20 protein-coding genes are annotated in these 18,766 nt (G+C 69.8%); 13 read left to right on the top strand and 7 right to left on the bottom strand.

Annotated features, from left to right (window positions below; genetic code table 11):
- Positions 1-3 precede the first annotated feature (3 nt).
- Complete coding sequence (locus tag SK571_RS38700; protein WP_319989073.1) at positions 4-1,071, bottom strand: LOG family protein; 1,068 nt, start codon at positions 1,069-1,071, stop codon at positions 4-6.
- Between the two features lie 129 nt (positions 1,072-1,200).
- Here SK571_RS38700 and SK571_RS38695 point away from each other — a divergent pair, with 129 nt between their 5' ends.
- Positions 1,201-2,175, top strand: coding sequence for an aminotransferase class III-fold pyridoxal phosphate-dependent enzyme (locus SK571_RS38695; RefSeq protein WP_319989072.1), 975 nt, complete (start codon positions 1,201-1,203; stop codon positions 2,173-2,175).
- A 56-nt stretch (positions 2,176-2,231) separates the two neighbouring features.
- Positions 2,232-2,642 carry a hypothetical protein gene (locus SK571_RS38690; protein ID WP_319989071.1) on the top strand — a complete coding sequence of 137 codons (411 nt, stop codon included), beginning with the start codon at positions 2,232-2,234 and terminating at the stop codon, positions 2,640-2,642.
- Here SK571_RS38690 and purU read toward each other — a convergent pair.
- From purU to SK571_RS38670, 4 genes are read right to left on the bottom strand one after another with little or no spacing between them, the layout of a single operon-like run.
- A complete protein-coding gene (gene purU / locus SK571_RS38685) occupies positions 2,639-3,514 on the bottom strand; it encodes a formyltetrahydrofolate deformylase (RefSeq protein WP_319989070.1) in 876 nt (291 codons plus the stop codon). The genes SK571_RS38690 and purU overlap by 4 nt on opposite strands.
- A 13-nt stretch (positions 3,515-3,527) precedes the next feature.
- Positions 3,528-4,253 carry a maleylpyruvate isomerase family mycothiol-dependent enzyme gene (locus SK571_RS38680; protein WP_319989069.1) on the bottom strand — a complete coding sequence of 242 codons (726 nt, stop codon included), beginning with the start codon at positions 4,251-4,253 and terminating at the stop codon, positions 3,528-3,530.
- Between the two features lie 9 nt (positions 4,254-4,262).
- Complete coding sequence (locus SK571_RS38675) at positions 4,263-5,069, bottom strand: class I SAM-dependent methyltransferase (RefSeq protein ID WP_319989068.1); 807 nt, start codon at positions 5,067-5,069, stop codon at positions 4,263-4,265.
- Positions 5,048-5,536 (bottom strand): DUF2505 domain-containing protein, encoded by a 489-nt coding sequence (locus tag SK571_RS38670; RefSeq protein WP_319989067.1) that lies wholly within the window; start codon positions 5,534-5,536, stop codon positions 5,048-5,050. Before SK571_RS38670 ends, SK571_RS38675 begins: the two co-directional genes overlap by 22 nt.
- Between SK571_RS38670 and SK571_RS38665 the strand changes: the two genes are divergently transcribed.
- Both SK571_RS38665 and SK571_RS38660 read left to right on the top strand, forming a co-directional pair.
- Positions 5,535-6,635, top strand: coding sequence for a UDP-N-acetylmuramate dehydrogenase (locus SK571_RS38665; protein ID WP_319989066.1), 1,101 nt, complete (start codon positions 5,535-5,537; stop codon positions 6,633-6,635). The two genes, SK571_RS38670 and SK571_RS38665, sit on opposite strands and share 2 nt — an antisense overlap.
- Positions 6,636-6,730: 95 nt before the next feature.
- Positions 6,731-7,753, top strand: a complete 1,023-nt coding sequence (locus SK571_RS38660) for a chymotrypsin family serine protease (RefSeq protein WP_319989065.1) — start codon at positions 6,731-6,733, stop codon at positions 7,751-7,753.
- Here SK571_RS38660 and SK571_RS38655 read toward each other — a convergent pair.
- Positions 7,704-8,438, bottom strand: coding sequence for an SDR family oxidoreductase (locus SK571_RS38655; protein ID WP_319989064.1), 735 nt, complete (start codon positions 8,436-8,438; stop codon positions 7,704-7,706). The two genes, SK571_RS38660 and SK571_RS38655, sit on opposite strands and share 50 nt — an antisense overlap.
- A 93-nt stretch (positions 8,439-8,531) precedes the next feature.
- Between SK571_RS38655 and SK571_RS38650 the strand changes: the two genes are divergently transcribed.
- The 6 genes from SK571_RS38650 to SK571_RS38625 all read left to right on the top strand — a co-directional run bounded on the left by SK571_RS38650 (position 8,532) and on the right by SK571_RS38625 (position 15,082).
- Positions 8,532-9,671 carry a L,D-transpeptidase gene (locus SK571_RS38650; protein ID WP_319989063.1) on the top strand — a complete coding sequence of 380 codons (1,140 nt, stop codon included), beginning with the start codon at positions 8,532-8,534 and terminating at the stop codon, positions 9,669-9,671.
- A 43-nt stretch (positions 9,672-9,714) separates the two neighbouring features.
- Positions 9,715-10,479, top strand: coding sequence for an alpha/beta fold hydrolase (locus SK571_RS38645; RefSeq protein WP_319989062.1), 765 nt, complete (start codon positions 9,715-9,717; stop codon positions 10,477-10,479).
- A complete protein-coding gene (mshA, locus tag SK571_RS38640; RefSeq protein ID WP_319989061.1) occupies positions 10,476-11,723 on the top strand; it encodes a D-inositol-3-phosphate glycosyltransferase in 1,248 nt (415 codons plus the stop codon). Before SK571_RS38645 ends, mshA begins: the two co-directional genes overlap by 4 nt.
- A complete protein-coding gene (locus SK571_RS38635) occupies positions 11,720-12,199 on the top strand; it encodes a type III secretion system chaperone family protein (protein ID WP_319989060.1) in 480 nt (159 codons plus the stop codon). Before mshA ends, SK571_RS38635 begins: the two co-directional genes overlap by 4 nt.
- Positions 12,200-12,280: 81 nt before the next feature.
- Complete coding sequence (locus SK571_RS38630; protein WP_319989059.1) at positions 12,281-13,105, top strand: DUF4349 domain-containing protein; 825 nt, start codon at positions 12,281-12,283, stop codon at positions 13,103-13,105.
- Positions 13,106-13,516: 411 nt separating this feature from the next.
- The gene (locus tag SK571_RS38625; protein WP_319989058.1) at positions 13,517-15,082 is read left to right on the top strand and encodes a 4-coumarate--CoA ligase family protein; all 1,566 of its coding nucleotides are present in this window, start codon (positions 13,517-13,519) and stop codon (positions 15,080-15,082) included.
- Positions 15,083-15,132: 50 nt separating this feature from the next.
- On the opposite strand, the gene SK571_RS38620 is transcribed toward SK571_RS38625, so the two are convergent.
- Positions 15,133-15,690 carry a dihydrofolate reductase family protein gene (locus SK571_RS38620; RefSeq protein ID WP_319989057.1) on the bottom strand — a complete coding sequence of 186 codons (558 nt, stop codon included), beginning with the start codon at positions 15,688-15,690 and terminating at the stop codon, positions 15,133-15,135.
- Between the two features lie 115 nt (positions 15,691-15,805).
- Here SK571_RS38620 and SK571_RS38615 point away from each other — a divergent pair, with 115 nt between their 5' ends.
- From SK571_RS38615 to SK571_RS38605, 3 genes are all read left to right on the top strand, one after another.
- Complete coding sequence (locus SK571_RS38615; RefSeq protein WP_319989056.1) at positions 15,806-16,552, top strand: phosphoglyceromutase; 747 nt, start codon at positions 15,806-15,808, stop codon at positions 16,550-16,552.
- A 352-nt stretch (positions 16,553-16,904) separates the two neighbouring features.
- Entirely contained in the window at positions 16,905-18,077 is a 1,173-nt protein-coding gene (locus SK571_RS38610) for a sensor histidine kinase (RefSeq protein WP_319989055.1), read from the top strand.
- Entirely contained in the window at positions 18,074-18,754 is a 681-nt protein-coding gene (locus SK571_RS38605; protein ID WP_319989054.1) for a response regulator transcription factor, read from the top strand. Before SK571_RS38610 ends, SK571_RS38605 begins: the two co-directional genes overlap by 4 nt.
- The last annotated feature ends 12 nt before the right edge of the window (positions 18,755-18,766 follow it).

Raw genomic sequence — 18,766 nt, 5'->3', positions numbered from 1 at the left:
GGTCTAGCCCGTGTACTTGAGCAGTAGCTCGATCGCCTCGTCCACGTCGTCCGTCACGAGGATCCACTGCTCGGCCTCCCGGCCCGCCGCGAGCTTCATCACGAGCGGCGCGGCCGGGATCTCGTCGGTCCAGAAGGCCTTGCCCAGGAAGATCATGGGCGCGGCCGGGCCGACGCTGCCGTAGTAGTTCTGCGTGAAGTCCTGGAAGACCTCCTGGACCGTGCCCGCCTTGCCCGGCGTGTAGACGATGCCGCCGGTCGCGACGGTCAGCAGGCCCTCCTCGCGCACCGAGTTCGCGAAGTACTTCGCGTGCAGCTCGCAGGCGGGGTTGGGCGGCTCGTGGCCGTAGAACCACGTCGGGATGCCGATCGTGCGCGGGGTGTCGAAGCTGCGGATCTCCGGGAACGCCGCCAGCCACCGGCCGATCGACTCGTCGTCGTGGCCGAACGTCGGGGCCTGCGCGATGGTGTCGAGGACGTCGGTGTTCACCTCGCCGAGCCGGACGCCGAGCGGTACGGCCTCCATCGCGCCCGGTCCGCCGCCGGTCAGCACGGTGAAGCCCGCGTTGCCCAGCGCGGCACCCAGTGCGACGGCGTCGCGGTAGCCGTCGGAGCCGCGGGCGAGCGCGTGGCCGCCCATGACCGCGACCGGCGAGCCCGTCAGCGTGTCGTCGAGGGCCTCGGTGATCGAGTGGTCGTGCAGGCGTTCGGCCAGCGCGTGCAACGGGTCCGGGTGGTGGCCCTGCTGCTTGCTGTGCCGGTAGATCTCCGCGTCCGGGGTGTCCGCGTACGACTTCGGGTTCGCCGGGTCGAAGCCCGCGAACAGCTCCGCGGGCGTGTACAGCTTCGACCGGTAGACGTCGTAGGGCAGGTCCGGGATGACCGGGAAGACCAGCGCTCCCGCGGCTTCCGCCCTGCGCTGCATCGTCTCGCTGAGGGTGCAGCCGAGCAGCAGGGCCCCGTCGAACGGCACCCGCACGTCCTCGCGAGTCAGGTCCAGTCCGATGATGACGGCTTTGCGCAGGTCAGGAGCTGCCCGCAGCTGGTCGAGGTCGGTGATTTCGATCCGCACGGGAAAAAGCCTATGCCTCGGGCGAACCAACGTGCCGTGGAATCCGAATGAGTTGGTGGGAACTGAGGTCCGCTCGCCATCCCGAGACGAGCGGCCGCGCGCCGCGCTGCCCAGGAAAGGTTCCCCGCAATGGCCACCGAACTGCTGACCGGATGCGCTGCCAGAGGCGCACGAGTCGTGGATCCCCACCGCGTCGAATACCTGGACTGCGGTGGGTACGGAGTCCCCCTGCTCGGCCACGCCCACCCCGCCGTCGTGCAGGCCGTCGTCGGCCAGGTGCGCCGGCCGTCGCTGCTGGACCGCCTGATGCTCGACCTGGTCACCCCCAACGGGCTCGACCACGTCCACACTTTCGCCTCGGCCTCCGAGGCCGCCCAGTTCGCCGTGGCCCTCGCACAGGCGAACGGCCGCCCACGAGTGTTGACCACCGGTGACGTCCCGTACGGCGGCGTCGGCTCGTTGCGCGCCACGCTGGCCTCCGGACCACCGGCGTGCGTGCTCGTCGAACCGGTCCGCGGCGCCACACTGCCCCCGACGGGCTACCTGAGCTCCGTGGCCGAGGTGTGCCGCGAGTCCGGCGCCCTGCTCGTCGTGGACGAGACGCGCTCCGGCCTCGGCCGCCTCGGCGTGTGGTGGGGCGTCGACCTGGACGGCGTGACGCCGGACATCATGCTGGTCGGCGAGGGCCTGTCCGGCGGCGTGCTCCCGATCGCCGCCGTGGTCGCCTCGGCCGACGTCGAGGTGCCGTTGCGGCGCGGCTCCGAAGCCGTGTCACCGCTGGCTTCCGCCGCCGTCAACGCCTGCCTGCGCGTCACGGCGTCCGAAGGCTTGGTGGAACGCGCCAAGCTGCTCGGCGACGAGCTGTTGTTCGGCCTGCGCGCCGTCGTCGCCGGCAAGGCGCACGCGACAGGGCGCGGCCTGCTGCTCGGCGTCGAGCTGCCGGACCAGCGGGCCGCCGACGTCTTCACCGGTGAGCTGCTGCGGTCACGGGTGCTCGCGGACTTCCGGGGCCGGACGGTCTGCTTCACCCCGCCCGCCGTGATGTCCGCGGAGGACGCGGGGTGGCTGGTGGAGGCGGTGGGCCGGGCCGCGAACAAGATCTGACAACCGCTTCGCGCGCACCGCGCGCCCCTGCCATGATCACGGCCTGGGGGTGCGCGGTGCGTTTGCTTTTGGTGCTGATGTTGTTGCTGTTGACCGGTTGTGTGCCCGAGAGCGAGACCTCACGGGAGCTCGAAGGCCTGGGTGAGCAGATCGTCGACCACTGGAAGGCACGCCAGGAGGTCGCCGACGCGGACTACGAGTACTCCCAGGGCCTCGCGCCCGACGACTACCACCTGCGCCTCGAGGTCACGCTGAAGGCCGAGGCCGTCACCGACCAGGTCGTGGACGAGATCGTCGAGATCGGTGAGCGAAACTGCTGGCTCGGCCCGTGGGACACCTACAACCCGACCTACGCTGTCCGCGGCACCGACGGCACGGAGATCCGTTCGGGCACCTTCCACCTGAGGCCCGACATGGAGCAGAAGTGGGGACCTCGCAAGCCTCAGGTGATCCCCACCAGCCGCTAGAAGATCACCGTCTGGTTGCCGTGCACCAGCACGCGGTCCTCCAGGTGCCAGCGCAGCCCGCGCGCCAGCACCACCTTCTCGATGTCACGCCCCTTGCGCACCATGTCCGCCACCGAGTCGCCGTGGTGCACGCGCATCACGTCCTGCTCGATGATCGGCCCGGCGTCCAGGTCGGCCGTCACGTAGTGGCACGTCGCGCCTACCAGCTTCACGCCGCGGCGGTGCGCCTGGTGGTACGGGCGGGCGCCGATGAACGACGGCAGGAAGCTGTGGTGGATGTTGATCGTGCGGCCGGTCCAGGCCGCGCAGAGTTCCGGCGGCAGGATCTGCATGAAGCGGGCCAGCACCACGGCGTGCGGGTCGTGCTTCTCCACCAGCTGACGCAGCTGGGCGAACGCCGCCTGCTTGCCCTCGGGGTCGTTGGCCGGGAACGGCACGTGGTGGAACGGGATGCCGTGCGCGCGCGTGATGTCGCCGAGCTCCGGGTGGTTGCCGATGACGGCCGACACCTCGACGTCCAGCTCGCCGGTCGCGACGCGCGCCAGCAGGTCGTACAGGCAGTGGCCTTCCTTCGACACCAGGATGACCACGCGCTTGCGCGCGCCCGTGTCCGTCACCGTCCAGGTGGACTGCGCGCCCAGCGACGCGGCCACGTCGGCGAACCGGGAGCGCAGCTCGTCCACGCCGAACGGCAGGGAGTCCGCGCGCACCTCCTGGCGCGTGAAGAACCAGCCCGTCTCGGGGTCGGTGTGGTACGCGGCCTCGACGATCCAGCCGCCGTTCTCCGCGAGGAACGACGAGATCCTCGCGATGATGCCGGTGCGGTCCGGACAGCCGAAGGTGATCACATAGCGACGCTCAGGCGATGACACGCCGCAGAAGTATTCACGGCCTGGGCAGCGCCGCCAACAGCGACTCGTCTCCGGTCACGATCGCGTGAGTCGGCCGGCCCCACAGCGCGCGGTAGACCGCGTCGGCGGTGCCCGCGAGGGTGACGTCGGCGTCGACGGCCGAGTCCAGCACGCCGGTCACGACCAGCGGCTCACCGGGAGCGAGCCAGACCTCCCACGTGCGGCCCGCGTCGGCGGCGTGCACGAGGACCCGGCCGGTCGCCTCGATGACCCGGCCCAGCACCAGCTGGCGCGGCATCATGATCGTGAGCATCTCGTCGATGCCGTCCGCGGCGAACTCCGGGTCGAAGACCAGCGGCGGCAGCTCGTGACCGGTCGCGAGCTCCGCGTCCAGGCGGTGGATCGACGTCTCGTGCGCCTGCCTGCGCGCCCAGAAGCTCGCGAGCTGCGGGCCCTGGAACGTCCACGCGGGACGGTCTGCCGGTGCTTCACGCAGCCGGTCCAGGAGTGTGGAAAGCCCTGTCTCCCACCAGGAGAGCGTCTCGTCGAAGCCCTCCGGCGCCTTCGGCCACTTCGGCCGCCCGTCCTCGGGTGCGGTCACGACGGCCTGTCCCGCCCACGTGTGCACCTCCGCCATGTGCCGGACCAGTTCCAGCACCGTCCACTCAGGACAAGTGGAAACGGGGGCGTCCGGACCGGCTTTCACAGCGGCCGAACGCATCAACGAAGCCTGGGTCTCGATCTGCGCGAGAAAGTCCACGAACCCAGACTAGGGTGCAACGGCCGCCCATTCGAGCGTGATTTCGCCGAGCCGCCACCGCCGCCGGTCGTCCAGCACCGGCCAGCCGCGCTCGCGCAGCAGCCGCGCCGACTCCACCCACCGCGCCCGAGGCCCGAACGGGGCGAACGGCGCCGCGGTGGCCCAGCAGGCGTCCAGCTCGGTCAGCAGCGCGTGCACGCGCTCACCCGGCACGTTCTTGTGGATCAACGCCTTGGGCAGGCGCTCGGCCAGGTCGGACGGCACGTCGATGCCGGACGGCTTGCACGCCAGCGTGAACCGCAAGGGCCCGTCAGCGGACAGCGTCACCCAGGTGCACCGGCGCCCGATCTCGTCGCAGGTCCCCTCGACGATCAACCCGCCGGGAGCCAGGCGCGAGAGCATCGTGTCCCACGCCTCGAACGACTGCTCCTCGGTGTACTGGCGCAGCACGTTGAAGGCGCGCAACAACACCGGGCGCGCCCCGGCCAGCTCGAAGCCGCCGCGCCGGAAGTCCAGGAACGGCGGTGCGGCCACGGCCTTGCCCGCGTCCACCCGGTCCTGGTCGATCTCCAGCCCAAGCACCCGCACGTCGGGGCGGACGGCCCGCAGACGCGTGGCCATCTCGACGGTGGTGATCGGCGTCGCCCCGTACCCGAGGTCGACCACGAGCGGATCGGCCGCGTCCAGCAGGAAGCCGGTCAGCGTCCCGGTCATCCACCGGTCGACCCGGCGCAGGCGGTTCGGGTTGGTCGTGCCGCGGGTCGGAACGCCGAGCGCGCGGGCCCGGCCGGCGGCTAGCCGCGGCTTGCGAGCCATTGCGACGTGAACTCGCTCTCCTTGTCGAGCAGCACCGCGACCTGCTCGGCGATCAGCTTCTCGATCTTGCCGCCCAGGAACGGGATGCTGACCTTGACCTCCCCCGAGAGGGTGACCTTCGCGCCGGATCCGTTGTCCAGAATGGTGAACGAGCCATCGAGGCGGCTGGGCACGCCGTTGACCGCCACCTCGACCGTGCCGGCACCCGCGGCCCACGTCTCCGTGCGCTGGATCACCAGGTCGCCACCGAGCGCCGCCTTGACCGCCGAGGGCACGTGCTCCGCGGGCACACCCTGCTTCAGCTGGTACGACGTCTTCTCACCGGTGCTGGAGTACGTCACGAGCTGCGCGTCCTTGCCGCCGATCGCGGCCAGCCGGTCCCGCAGGTAGGTCTCGTCGACCATCGCCCCGAAGACCTTCTCCGCCGAATGGGGGGACGTGGTGTGGTGCTCGATGCGGCGTGCCATGTCGCGGAGGCTACCGTTGACGTCTGTGACCACCACGCAGTCCGTACCTCTGGCCGAGCGCACCACGCTCCGACTCGGTGGCCCGGCCGCGCGGTTCGTCCACGCCACGACCGCCGCTGAGCTGGTCGAAGCCGTGCGAACAGCCGACGCCGCCGCCGACGAGAAGGTCCTCGTGCTCGGCGGCGGGTCCAACCTCGTGATCTCCGACGGCGGCTTCGACGGCACTGTGGTGCACGTCGCCACCAAGGGTTTCCGGCTCGACCCGCTGGGCGGCGGCATCGTCCAGTTCACCGTCGAGGCGGGCGAGGAGTGGGACGCGGTCGTAGCCGAGGCGGTCGCGCAGGGCCTGGGCGGGCTTGAGTGCCTGTCCGGCATCCCCGGCCTCAACGGCGCCACGCCCGTGCAGAACGTGGGCGCGTACGGCGTCGAGATCTCCCAGGTGCTGCAGTCGGTGGACCTCCTCGACCGCCGCAGCGGCAAGGTGCACCAGGTGCCCGCTGCCAAGCTGGGCCTCGACTACCGCACCAGCGTGCTCAAGGGCACGGACAACGCGGTCGTGCTGCGCACCAGGTTCTCGCTGACCGCCGGGGGCATGTCCGCGCCGATCCGCTACGGCGAGCTGGCGCGCGTCCTCGGTGTGGCACAAGGTGATCGCGTGCCGGCGGACGAGGCCCGCAAGGCCGTGCTGGAACTGCGGCGCGGCAAGGGCATGGTGCTCGACGCCACCGACCACGACACGTGGAGCGCGGGCTCGTTCTTCACCAACCCGATCATCGACGACTCGACGTTCTCCAGCGTGCTGATCCGCATCGCCGAACGCCTCGGCGCCGACGTCGACGTGCCGAGCTACCCGGCGGGCCACGGCCGCCGGAAGCTCTCCGCCGCGTGGCTGATCGAACGCGCGGGCTTCCGCAAGGGCCACCAGGGCCCCGGCGGCCGGGTGTCGTTGTCCGGCAAGCACACGCTGGCGCTGACGAACCGCGGCGGCGCGTCGACCGAGGACCTGCTGGACCTCGCCCGTGAGGTGCGCGACGGCGTGCGGGCCGCGTTCGGCGTCGAGCTGCACCCGGAACCGGTCTTCGTAGGCGTTCAGTTGTAAGTCCGTCCGGGTGACTCCGTGTGACGAACCGCTACCTGGCGTGTTTCATTGAGGTAGGGCCTGTTTCAGGTCCGGCTTGGTGAACGGGGGTTGCCATGAGCTACCTCGACGAGAACGCGCGTGAGGTCATCAGACCGGTCAAGCGCATGGTCGAAGACGAGTTCCTGTCCCGGCCGGGCGTGATCGGCGTCGACATCGGGGAGAAGGTCACCCGCGGCCGTCCGACGGGCAAGGCCGCGATCGTGGTCTACGTGTGCGCCAAGGGACCTGACCACCCGCAGCAGATCCCGGTGGAGGTCGGCGGCGTGCCGACCGACGTGGTCGCGGAGTCGATCGTGCTGCACCGGGCCAGGGTCAGCCGCGCCGCGGGGGAGCAACCCGTTGCGGCGGAACGGCATCAGGTGCTGCGGGGTGGTGTGGGCATCGGCCCGGCCAGGTCGTTCAGGGTCGTGCCGCCCGAGGTCGAGCGTGCCGGCGAGTTCGTGATCGCGGGCACGCTCGGCGCGTTCGTGATCACGCACGACGAGCCCGGGAAGGTGTTGGGGCTCACCACTTTCCACGTCGGTTGTGTCGACGACTCGTGGGCGGTGGGCGACGAGTTCGTGCATCCGTCCAGAGTGGACGGTGGGGTGCCCGGTGCCGATCAGGTCGCCGTGCTGGACCGGGCGGCGCTCGCGGGCGCGGTGTCGGCGGCGGGGCTGCGGATGGGCGCCAGGCCGTTCCGCGCGGAGGTGCTCGACATCGGCGCGATCACGGGCAGCGCCAAGGCGAAGATCGGTTCTACCGTGCGCAAACGCGGCCGCACCACCGAACTCACGTACGGCGTGATCGAGTCGGCGGACGCGACGCTGCGGCTCGACTTCGGCGACGGGATCGGCGTGCGGACCCTGCGCGACCAGCTCCGCGTGCACTCGTCCGAACGCTTCGGCGACCACGGTGACTCCGGCGCCGTGCTGGTCGACGCCGACAACTTCGTCGTGGGCCTGTACGTCGCCGGATCGGGCTCGACGGGGTTCGCGAACCCCATCGAGCCCGTCCTGCGTCAGCTGGACGTGGACCTGCTCACTCTCAGAGATTGCGCTGTGCCCGAGTCGCGGAGGCCTGGGCCCGCGGCTTGAGCACGATCGTGTCCAGGTTCACGTGCGAGGGCCGGGTGACCGCGAACGCGATGACGTCCGCCACGTCGTCCGCCACCAGCGGCGTGATGCCCTGGTACACCTTGGCCGCGCGTTCGGTGTCGCCGCCGAACCGGTTGGCCGAGAAGTCCGTCTCGACCATGCCCGGCTGGATCTCGGTGATCCGCACCGGCTGGCCCAGCAGCTCGCCGCGCAACGTGCGGTGCAACGCCGACTGGGCGTGCTTGGCGCTCGTGTAGCCCGAGCCGTTGTCGTAGGCCTCGTACGCCGCGATGGACGTCACGGACACGATGTGCCCGTCCCCGGACGCGATCAGCTTCGGGATGAACGCCTTGGTCACCAGCAGGGTGCCGAGGACGTTCGCCTCCCACATCCAGCGCCACTCGTCCGCGACGCCCTCGGCCACGGTCGAGAGCCCGCGCGCACCGCCCGCGTTGTTCACGAGCACGTTCGCTTCGGGTACCCGGTCCGCGAAGGCGGCGACGGAGGTCTCGTCGGTGACGTCCAGCTCGATGGCCGTTCCGTCGATCTCCTTCGCGATAACGTGAAGAAGGTCCAGACGACGTGCGCCGAGCACGACGTGGAAGCCCTCGGCGGCCAACCGCCGCGCGGTGGCCTCGCCGATGCCCGCGCTAGCTCCGGTCACAACTGCGACAGGTCGATTCACGACTTCGATCGTAGGCTGCCGAGCCCGGTGTGACTGACGTCACTCACACCGCGACGGGGTGCTGGACGTCCACCATGGTGGGAGGTCGAAACCGTGAAGAGAACACTTGTCGCGCTGGTCGCTGGACTGACGCTGCTGACCGGCTGCTCGAGTGTCGAGACGGGCACACCCAAGGCGGACAGCTCGTTGCCGTCCGCGAAGGTGACCCTGTCCCCGGTCGACGGAACCAAGGACGTGCAGGTCACGACCCCGGTCCAGGTCACCGTGGTGGACGGCAAGATCGAGTCCGTCGCACTGAAGTCACCCGAGGGCGCCGACGTCAAGGGCACCCTCACCGAGGACAAGTCCGGCTGGACGACGGCCGAGCCGCTGGGCTACGGCAAGACGTACAGCTACGCGGGCAAGGTCGTCGGTTCCGACGGCAAGCCCGTCGAGCTCAAGGGCTCGTTCACCACCGTCGCGCCCGGTTCGCAGACCCGCGCGACGCTCTGGCCCTCCGACAACCAGACCGTCGGCGTCGCGGCGCCGATCATGGTCAAGTTCGAGGCGAAGGTCGTCGACAAGGCCGCGGTCGAGAAGGCGTTGAAGGTCACGAACTCGGCGAACGTCCAGGGCTCGTGGGCCTGGCTCACCGATCAGGAAGTGCACTACCGGCCGGAGAAGTACTGGCCCGCCAACACCACGGTCAAGGTCGAGGCCAAGCTCTACGGCGTCAACTACGGCGGCGGCGCGTTCGGCAAGGCCGACGTGACCAGCGACTTCACCATCGGCCGCAACCAGGTCGTGAAGATCGACAACCCGACGCACCGGCTCAAGGTGTTCCGCGACGGCCAGCAGGTCGCCGACTACCCGGCGTCGTTCGGCAAGGACGCGGACCCCGAGCTCACGACGCCGAACGGCACGTTCGTGGTCATGGCGAAGAACGACACGTTCTCGTTCGACAACCCGCGCTACGGCTACACCAACGTCGTGAAGAAGTGGGCCGTCCGGTTCTCGAACCACGGCGAGTTCATCCACGAGAACAACGACAACGCGGCCAACATCGGCACGAACAACACCTCGCACGGCTGCGCGAACCTGCTGGAAGCCGACGCGAAGGCGTACTACGACTCCGCGCTCGTCGGTGACCCGGTCGAGGTGACCGGCTCGATCACGACGCTGCCGCCGCAGTTCGACTGGTACGACTGGCAGCTCACGTGGGACCAGTGGAAGAGCAAGTCCGCCATCAAGTAGGACCGGCGGGAATGCGTCCCCCGACCAGGTCGTTCGTACGTGTGTGCAGCTGACACACGTCACGGCGACCGGCGGGGGACGACTGGCCGTACGTGAATCAGGTCCGGTGGGCGCGCCGCCGGTGGTTCTCGTGCACGGCTGGGCGCAGACGGGTGCCGTCTGGGACCTGCCCGACTTCCACACCTACGCCGTCGACCTGCGGGGACACGGCGAATCAGAGGACTTCGGCGACTACCGCGACTCCTCCCGGTGGGCCGCGGACCTCAAAGCCGTGCTCGACCACACCGGGCCCGCGACCGTCGTCGGGTGGTCCTACGGCGGGCTCGTCATCGCCGACCACCTCCGCTTCCACGGCACCGCCGGCATCACCGCGCTGGTGTTCGTGAGCGCCATCACCGAGATCGGCCGCGGTCGCCCAGGAGGCGAGACCGGGCCGGTGATGCGGGACGCCCTGCCCGGCGCGATCACCGACGACGCCGTGATGGCGACTTTCTGCGCGGCCATGGCGCCCGTCCTGCCTGCTGAGACGGTCACCAAGCTCACTGCCGCCGCGATCTCGGTCAGTCCTAAGGTGCGTGGCGAGCTGTTCCGCAGGGATGTGGGCAGCGCCGACGTGTTGAAGGCCGTAGACGTGCCGACCCTGGTCGTGCACGGAACTCAAGACGAGGTGGTCGCCCCCGCCGCCGCCGAGTACTCCGCCGCCCTGATCCCCGGAGCCGAGTTGAGCCTGTATCCCGACACCGCGCACGCGCCGTTCCTGGAGCGGCCAGAGCGGTTCGCCGCCGATCTCCTGCGAGTCGCCCGATGAAGCGCGTCGCGGTGCTCTCGGTGCACACCTCTCCGCTCGAACAGCCGGGGACGGGTGACGCGGGCGGGATGAACGTCTACATCGTGCAGACGGCCACCCGGATGGCCCAGCGCGGGGTCGAGGTGGAGATCTTCACCCGTGCCACGTCGTCGGAGCTGCCGCCGGTCGCCGAGCTCGCGCCCGGCGTGCGGGTCCGCCACGTCGCCGCAGGGCCGTTCGAGGGTCTGGGCAAGGAGGAGCTGCCCGGCCAGCTCTGTGCGTTCACGGCGGGTGTCCTGCGCGCCGAGGCACGCCACGAGCCGGGCTACTACGACGCGATCCACTCGCACTACTGGCTGTCCGGGCAGGTCGGCTGGCTCGCCCGCGAACGCTGGGGCGTGCCGTTGGTGCACACCGCGCACACGCTGGCCAAGGTGAAGAACCTGGCGCTGGCCGAGGGCGACACCCCGGAGCCCCGGATGCGGGTGATCGGCGAGGAGCAGGTCGTGGGCGAGTCGGACCGGCTCGTCGCGAACACCGACATCGAGGCCAGCGAGCTGATCAAGCTCTACGACGCGGAGCCGTCGAAGGTGGCCGTCGTGCCGCCCGGTGTCGACCTCGACCGCTTCACCCCTGGTGACCAGGCACGGGCGCGGCACCGGTTCGGCATCCCGCAGGACGCGGTCGTGCTGGCGTTCGTCGGCCGGATCCAGCCGCTGAAGGCTCCTGACGTGCTGCTCCGGGCCGCCGCCGAGATGCTCGTGCGCGATCCCGGGCTGCGGTCGAAGCTGGTCGTGCTGATCGTCGGCGGGCCCTCGGGTTCCGGCACCGAACGGCCGAAGGCCCTGGAGGAGCTCGCCGCGCAGCTGGGGATCACGGACGTCGTGCGCTTCCTGCCGCCGCAGCCGGGACCGACGCTGGCCGAGGTCTACCGGGCCGCGGACCTGGTCGCGGTGCCGAGCCACAACGAGTCGTTCGGGCTGGTGGCGCTGGAGGCCCAGGCGTGCGGGACGCCCGTGGTCGCGGCGGCCGTCGGCGGGTTGCCGGTGGCGGTCAACGACGGCGTGTCCGGGGTGCTCGTGCACGGGCACGAGCCCGGCGAGTGGGCCTCGGCGATCAGCGGGCTGGCGTTGCCGCAGCGGGAGCACCTGGCGAGCAACGCCGTGGGCCATGCGCGACGCTTCTCGTGGGACCGCACGACTGACGCCCTGCTCGCGGGGTATCAAGAGGCGGCAGAAGTGTTCCGCCGGGAGGTTTTCGCTTGAGCGTCGACGCTGTGATCAAGGAGTTCCTGGACGAACGGGAGCTGAAGTACGACCGGCGCGAGCCCGGCAAGTTCTTCGTGACGCTGCCGGGCACCAAGAAGCTGCAGACCAACGTGTGGCTGGTCGAGACGACGCACGCGCTGGTGGTCGAGGCCTTCGTGTGCCGGCGGCCGGACCAGTCGTTCGAGGACGTGTACCGGTTCCTGCTGCGACGCAACGCACGGCTGTACGGCGTGCACTACACGATCGACGCCGAGGGTGACATCTACCTGGTCGGACGGGTCGGCAAGCACGCCGTGACGCCTGACGAGCTGGACCGCGTGCTCGGGCAGGTGCTGGAGGCGGCGGACGGCGACTTCAACCCGTTGCTCGAGATCGGGTTCGCCGACGCGATCCGGCGGGAGTGGGCGTGGCGGGTGTCGCGCGGCGAGTCGCTGGCGAACCTGCAGGCGTTCCAACATCTCGTTTCGGACTAGCGGGCGACTCGTTTCGGCCTAGGCGGCAACCCCCGGCTGCTCCCGGCCCGTCCGAAGAGCATGCGCAGACCAGGGGTGTGGGTGGGAATCGCGTTGCTGTCCCTAGCAGCGACCGGGTGCGGCAGCGGCTCCAGCGGTGGCATGGCGGCCAAGGACGCCGCTCCGCCGCAGGCGGCCCAGCAGAAGGCGCCGCAGCAGGAGAACAACGCCGGGCAGGCCGTGCAGCCGGTGGAGCAGCAGGAACGTCAGTTGGTGCGCACGGCGAACGTCGACCTGCGCAGCGACGACGTGTTGAAGGCGATCGGGCAGGTCAAGGACCGGGCGGCGGCCGTCGGCGGGTTCGCGGGCGAGGAGAACTCGACCAAGAGCTCCGGGTCCGTGACCGTGCGGGTGCCGTCGGCCGAGCTGGACAAGGTCGTCCGGGATCTCACGAGTGTGGGCGAGGTCACCCGCAGCGAGGTGCGCAGCCAGGACGTCACCGATCAGCTGGTGGACGTCGAGGCGCGGATCGCGACGCAGAAGGCCAGCGTCGAGCGGCTGCGCGTGCTGTTCGAGCGGGCCGGGTCGACGTCCGAGGTCGCGCAGGTCGAGCAGGAGCTGACCAAGCGGCAGGCCGACCTGGAGTCGATGCAGCGGCGCAGCGCGTCGTTGAGGGGCCAGGTCTCCCTGGCGACGCTGACGGTGAGGGTCGCGACGGTTCCGATCGCGGCGCCCGAGCCCGAGAAGGTCGGGTTCTTCGGCGCTCTGGCGGGTGGCTGGAACGCGCTGGTCGCGGTCGTGGGCGTGATCTTGGTCGGTGTCGGCGCGATGCTGCCGTTCCTGGTGGCGCTGGGAGTGCCCGCCGCATTGGTGGTCCATCTGCTGCGCAAGCGCAGGCGCGTCACCCGAATGAACGAAGCAGGGTGATCAAGTTCTACTGAGAGTGCGCCTTTGATGATGCGCGGAACGGCTCGGGAGAGAGGGGGAGTCGCATCGAGCCGTCCCGCGTCAAAGGTCCCCGCTGCTGTGGATCCGTGGACGGGGGGAGCCTGCGGATCCCAAGCGGGCCACGCGATTCGACGGGGGGATGACGAATCGCGCTCGGTGCCTCGCGCTCGTCGAGTAAGCGTGGGAGCCGACTCGCGGAGGCGGTATCAACTTCTCAGATACGTCCTTGCGATCACAAGTGCTTGTATTACTCCATTCGAGTGTATTTAGACCTGCTAAGTAACGTATCTGTAGCGATCGAGGAGTCCTTGACCTGCTCAGTGGGCTGGATCACGATGTGCCCACAGGCTGGGTGTACAGCGCTGTACAGCGAGTAGATGAGGTCGCCGCATGGTCTTTCGCAGTCCGTATCCCGATGTCGAAATCCCCGATGTGTCGCTGCACCAGCTGTTGTTCGGCGACATCGCCGACCGGGCGGACCGGGTCGCGCTGATCGACGGCATGTCCGGCGCGACGATGACCTACGGTCAGCTCGCCGGGGCCGTCGACCGCATGGCCGCCGCACTGGCCGCGCGAGGTATCGGCAAAGGCGATGTGGTCGGCATCCTCAGCCCGAACACGCCCTACTACGCCGTCGTGTTCCACGGCATCCTGCGTGCCGGCGCCACGGCGACCACGATCAACGCGCTCTACACGCCCGACGAGGTCGCGCACCAGCTGCACGACGCGGGCGCGAAGATGCTGTTCACGGTGTCGGTGCTGCTGCCGAACGCCGCACCCGGCGCCGCGAAGGCCGGCGTGACCGACGTGGTCGTGCTCGACGGCGCCGAGGGCTACCCGTCGCTGCCGGAGCTGCTGGCGAACGACCACCCGGTGCCCGAGGTGGAGATCAACCCGGCCGAAGACCTCGCGGTGCTGCCGTACTCGTCCGGCACGACCGCGTTGCCCAAGGGCGTGATGCTCACGCACCGCAACCTGGTCGCGAACCTGGTGCAGTGCGGGCCGATCCTGTCGGACGTCGGCGAGAACACGCGGATCCTCGCCGTGCTGCCGTTCTTCCACATCTACGGCATGCAGGTCCTGATGAACAACGGCCTGTACATCGGTGGTGTCGTCGTGACGCTGCCGAAGTTCGAACTGCCCGAGTTCCTCCGCGTGATCGCCGAGCACAAGACCGACCGCGTGTACATCGCGCCGCCGGTGGCCGTGGCCCTGGCCAAGCACCCGATCGTCGACAACTACGACCTGTCACCGTTGCGCACGCTGTTCTCCGGTGCGGCCCCGCTGGACGAGGACCTGGCCGCCGCGGTGCGCAAGCGCCTCGGCTGCCGCGTCGTCCAGGGCTACGGCATGACGGAGATGTCGCCCGTCAGCCACGCCATCCCGGACGGCCGCGACGACATCTCGGTCGGCACCGTCGGCGTGATCATCCCGAACCTCGAGTGCCGCCTGGTCGACCCGGCCACCGGTGAGGACGTGGGTGCCGGCGAGCGCGGCGAGCTGTGGTGCAAGGGCCCGAACATCATGAAGGGCTACCTGAACAACCCCGAGGCCACCGCCGCCACCATCGACGACGACGGCTGGCTGCACACCGGTGACGTGGCCGTCATCGACTCCGACGGCATCGTCTCGATCGTCGACCGCGTCAAGGAACTGATCAAGTACAAGGGCTACCAGGTCCCGCCGGCCGAGCTGGAAGCCGTGCTGCTCACGCACGAGGAGATCGCCGACGCGGCGGTCATCGGCGTGCGCGACGCGGACGGCGAGGAGGTCCCGAAGGCCTTCGTGGTGCGCCAGCCGGGGTCGTCGATCGAGGCCGACGCCGTGATGGCGTTCGTGGCCTCGCAGGTCGCGCCGCACAAGAAGGTGCGCGTGGTCGAGTTCATCGAGGCGATCCCGAAGTCGGCCGCCGGCAAGATCCTGCGCAAGGACCTGCGGGCCCGCGAACAGGCCTGACCTGAGGAACGCGAACGCCCTGGCAACGATCGTTGCCAGGGCGTTCGCCGTCAGCGCTGAGCCGCCGGCTTCCGCACGCGGAAGCGGAGCATCGTCACCGCACCCGACTGCGTGTTGGCGAACGGTTCCAGGTCGATCCGCCCGAGATCCGAGGTGGAGTACCGCACACCGTCGCCGAGCAGCACCGGCAGGACGTACACCAGGACCTCGTCGACGAGCCCTTGCCGCAGGCACTGGCTGGCCAGGTCGGCACCGAGGATCTCCAGGTCCTTCCCGCCGGCCGCCGCGCGCGCCGTGGCGACGGCCTCCGCGAGGTCGCACGTGAGGAACGTGATGCCGGACTCCGGTTCGTCCGGCGGCCGGTGCGTCAGGACGAACTGCGGTCCGCCGTCGTAGGTGGTGTCCTCCTGGCGCATCTTCTTGGCGACCTCGTAGGTGCCCCTGCCGACGAGCATGGCGCCGGTGGCCTGCTCGACCTCGGGGAACGGGTTGTCCTTGAAGTGCTCGAAGACCCAGTCCATCGCGTGGCCGGGACCTGCGATGAAGCCGTCCAGGGACATCGCCCTGTTGACCACGACCTTGCCGGGATCGGCGTTCGACTCACTCATGCCGGTGCAGACCAGGCGCGGACCGCGAACTCATCGGCGCCGGCGAATCTCATGGCGTGGATCACGGTGCCCGGCCGGGGTACGGCAGGCGGGTCGGCATGGCAGGCTAGCTGCCATGTCTGTCGGAACCTTGGTCCTGCTCCGCCACGGCGAGAGCACGTGGAACGCGGAGAACCTCTTCACCGGCTGGGTGGACGTTCCCCTGTCGGAGAAGGGCGAGAAGGAGGCCCGTCGCGGCGGCCAGCTGCTGCGCGAGGCCGGTGTCCTGCCGGAGATCCTGCACACGAGCCTGATGCGCCGCGCGATCATGACCGCGAACCTCGCGCTCGACGCCGCCGACCGGCACTGGATCCCGGTCAAGCGCGACTGGCGCCTCAACGAGCGCCACTACGGCGCGTTGCAGGGCAAGAACAAGAAGCAGACGCTGGCGGAGTTCGGCGAGGAGCAGTTCATGCTCTGGCGCCGCTCGTACGACACCCCGCCGCCGCCCATCGAGCCCGGCAGCGAGTTCAGCCAGGACACCGACCCGCGCTATGCGGACCTCGGCCCCGACCTGCCGCTGACCGAGTGCCTGCTCGACGTCGTGAAGCGGATGATCCCGTACTGGGAGTCCTCCATCGTCCCCGACCTGCGCACCGGCAAGACGGTCCTCGTGGCCGCGCACGGCAACTCGCTGCGCGCGCTCGTGAAGCACCTCGACGGCATCTCGGACGAGGCCATCGCGGGGCTCAACATCCCCACGGGCATCCCGCTGCGCTACGACCTCGACGAGAACCTGAAGCCGATCAAGCCGGGCGGCGAGTACCTCGACCCGGACGCCGCGAAGGACGCCATCGCCGCAGTCGCGAACCAAGGCCGTTAAAAAAGCACTCCGAAAGGGCGCACCCGGCCTCCGGGTGCGCCCTTTCGCACCTTCTCCGCGTCGCGAGTTCGCGTCGGCCACCCGGCCGCGCAAGTTGCGAGTTCGCGTCGGTCGTCCGGGACCCTCTTCGTGTCAACCGCCGCAGGCGATTCGGCGCGAAGCGGGGCCCGGACGACCGACTTCCCGGCGAACTCGCCGCCGTCTGCGGAGCAGCGGCCAACAAGCACTGTCACGGTTGGGTGAACGGCGCCTGACCAGGTGCGGAACAACCGTCCACTCAGGTGTCGCGGGTATCACGGTTCACGCTTCCGCACTAGGCCAAGACACCTCTGAGCTGCTTACCATTCGCCTCGTGACCACAACGGGTTACCTCGCTGTGTCGATCGGCCTCGCGCTCATCGGCGTAATCGCCGCTTTCCTCGTCGGCCGGGCAACCGCCCCGCGGCACCCCAGGAAGCCGGAAGGCCTCACGGTCGCCGACCTGATCCAGCAGATCGTGCACGACTCCCACGACGGCATCGTGGTGCTGAACCACTTCGGTGACGTCGTGCTGCACAACCCCCGGGCCGAAGAGCTCGGGATCGTCCGCAACAACCGCGTGGACGACCGGGCGCGCAAGGCGGCCGAGGGCGTCCGCGGCAGCAACGAGGTCGTGTACGTCGACCTCTCGCCGCTGGACGGCTACCGGACGGGCCGGCAGCCCGAGGCCGTGCACGCCGAGGTCCGGTTGCTCGTCGAGGACTTCATCGTCGTCGACGCGACCGACGAGTCCGAGGCCGTGCGGCTGGAGAAGACCCGGCGCGACTTCGTGGCGAACGTCAGCCACGAGCTCAAGACCCCCGTCGGCGCGCTGGCGCTGCTGGCGGAGGCTGTCCTGGACGCGAGTGACGACCAGGACGAGGTCCGCCGGTTCAGCGCGAAGATCATGCAGGAGGCCACCCGCCTCGGCACGCTCGTCACCGAGCTCATCGCGCTGTCCCGCCTGCAGGGCGCGGAGAAGCTGCCGGAGCTCAGCGACACCGAGATCGACGTCGTGATCAACGAGGCGCTGTCGCGGTCCAAGCTCGCCGCCGAGTCGGTCAACATCTCGATCAACGTCGACGAGCCCAGCGGGTTCGTCGTGCCGGGCGACCGGTCGTTGCTGGTCACGGCGTTGACGAACCTGCTGGACAACGCTGTCGCGTACTCGCCGCCCGGCAGTCCGGTCAGCGTGAGCCGCAGGCTCGTCGACGGGCACGTCGAGATCGCGGTGACCGACCGCGGCATCGGCATCGCCGAGGACCAGCAGACCCGCGTCTTCGAGCGGTTCTACCGCGTCGACAAGGCCCGGTCGCGCGCGACCGGGGGCACCGGGCTCGGGCTCGCGATCGTCAAGCACGTCGCCGCCAACCACGGCGGTGAGGTGAAGCTGTGGAGCCTGCCAGGAACGGGGTCCACCTTCACGCTGCGGATTCCCGCCGCGGCTGCCGAACAGAATCCGACTCTCGTGCCGGCTGGCACGGGTGACCCAGGAGGAGAGCTGTGACCAGGGTGCTCATCGTGGAGGACGAGGAGTCCTTCGCCGATCCGCTCGCCTTCCTGCTGCGCAAGGAAGGGTTCACCGCGGCGCTCGCGGCCACCGGCCAGGAGGCGCTCGAGGAGTTCGACCGCAACGGCGCCGACATCGTGCTGCTGGACCTGATGCTGCCGGGCATGAGCGGCACGGACGTGTGCAAGCAGCTCCGCCAGCGCTCGGCCGTCCCCGTGATCATGGTGACGGCGCGGGACAGCGAGATCGACAAGGTCGTCGGGCTCGAACTCGGCGCTGACGACTACGTCACCAAGCCGTACTCGGCGCGCGAGCTCATCGCCCGCATCCGCGCGGTGCTGCGCCGCGGCGGCGAGTCCGAGGACCTGCTCCCGCAGATCCTGGAGGCCGGTCCGGTGCGGATGGACGTTGAACGCCACGTCGTCACCGTCGCGGGCCAGGACATCAGCCTGCCGCTCAAGGAGTTCGACCTCCTGGAGTACCTGCTGCGCAACGTCGGCCGCGTCCTCACCAGGGGCCAGCTGATCGACCGCGTGTGGGGAGCGGACTACGTGGGCGACACGAAGACGCTGGACGTGCACGTCAAGCGGCTGCGGTCGAAGATCGAACCGGACCCGTCCACCCCGCGTCACCTCGTGACGGTCAGGGGTCTGGGTTACAAGTTCGAGTCCTGACGGACACGACCA

Source organism: Lentzea kristufekii, from assembly GCF_033949925.1.
GTDB lineage: Bacteria > Actinomycetota > Actinomycetes > Mycobacteriales > Pseudonocardiaceae > Lentzea > Lentzea kristufekii.
The sequence above is the reverse complement of the archived record's forward strand: the minus strand, read 5'-3'. Positions and strand labels throughout refer to the sequence as shown.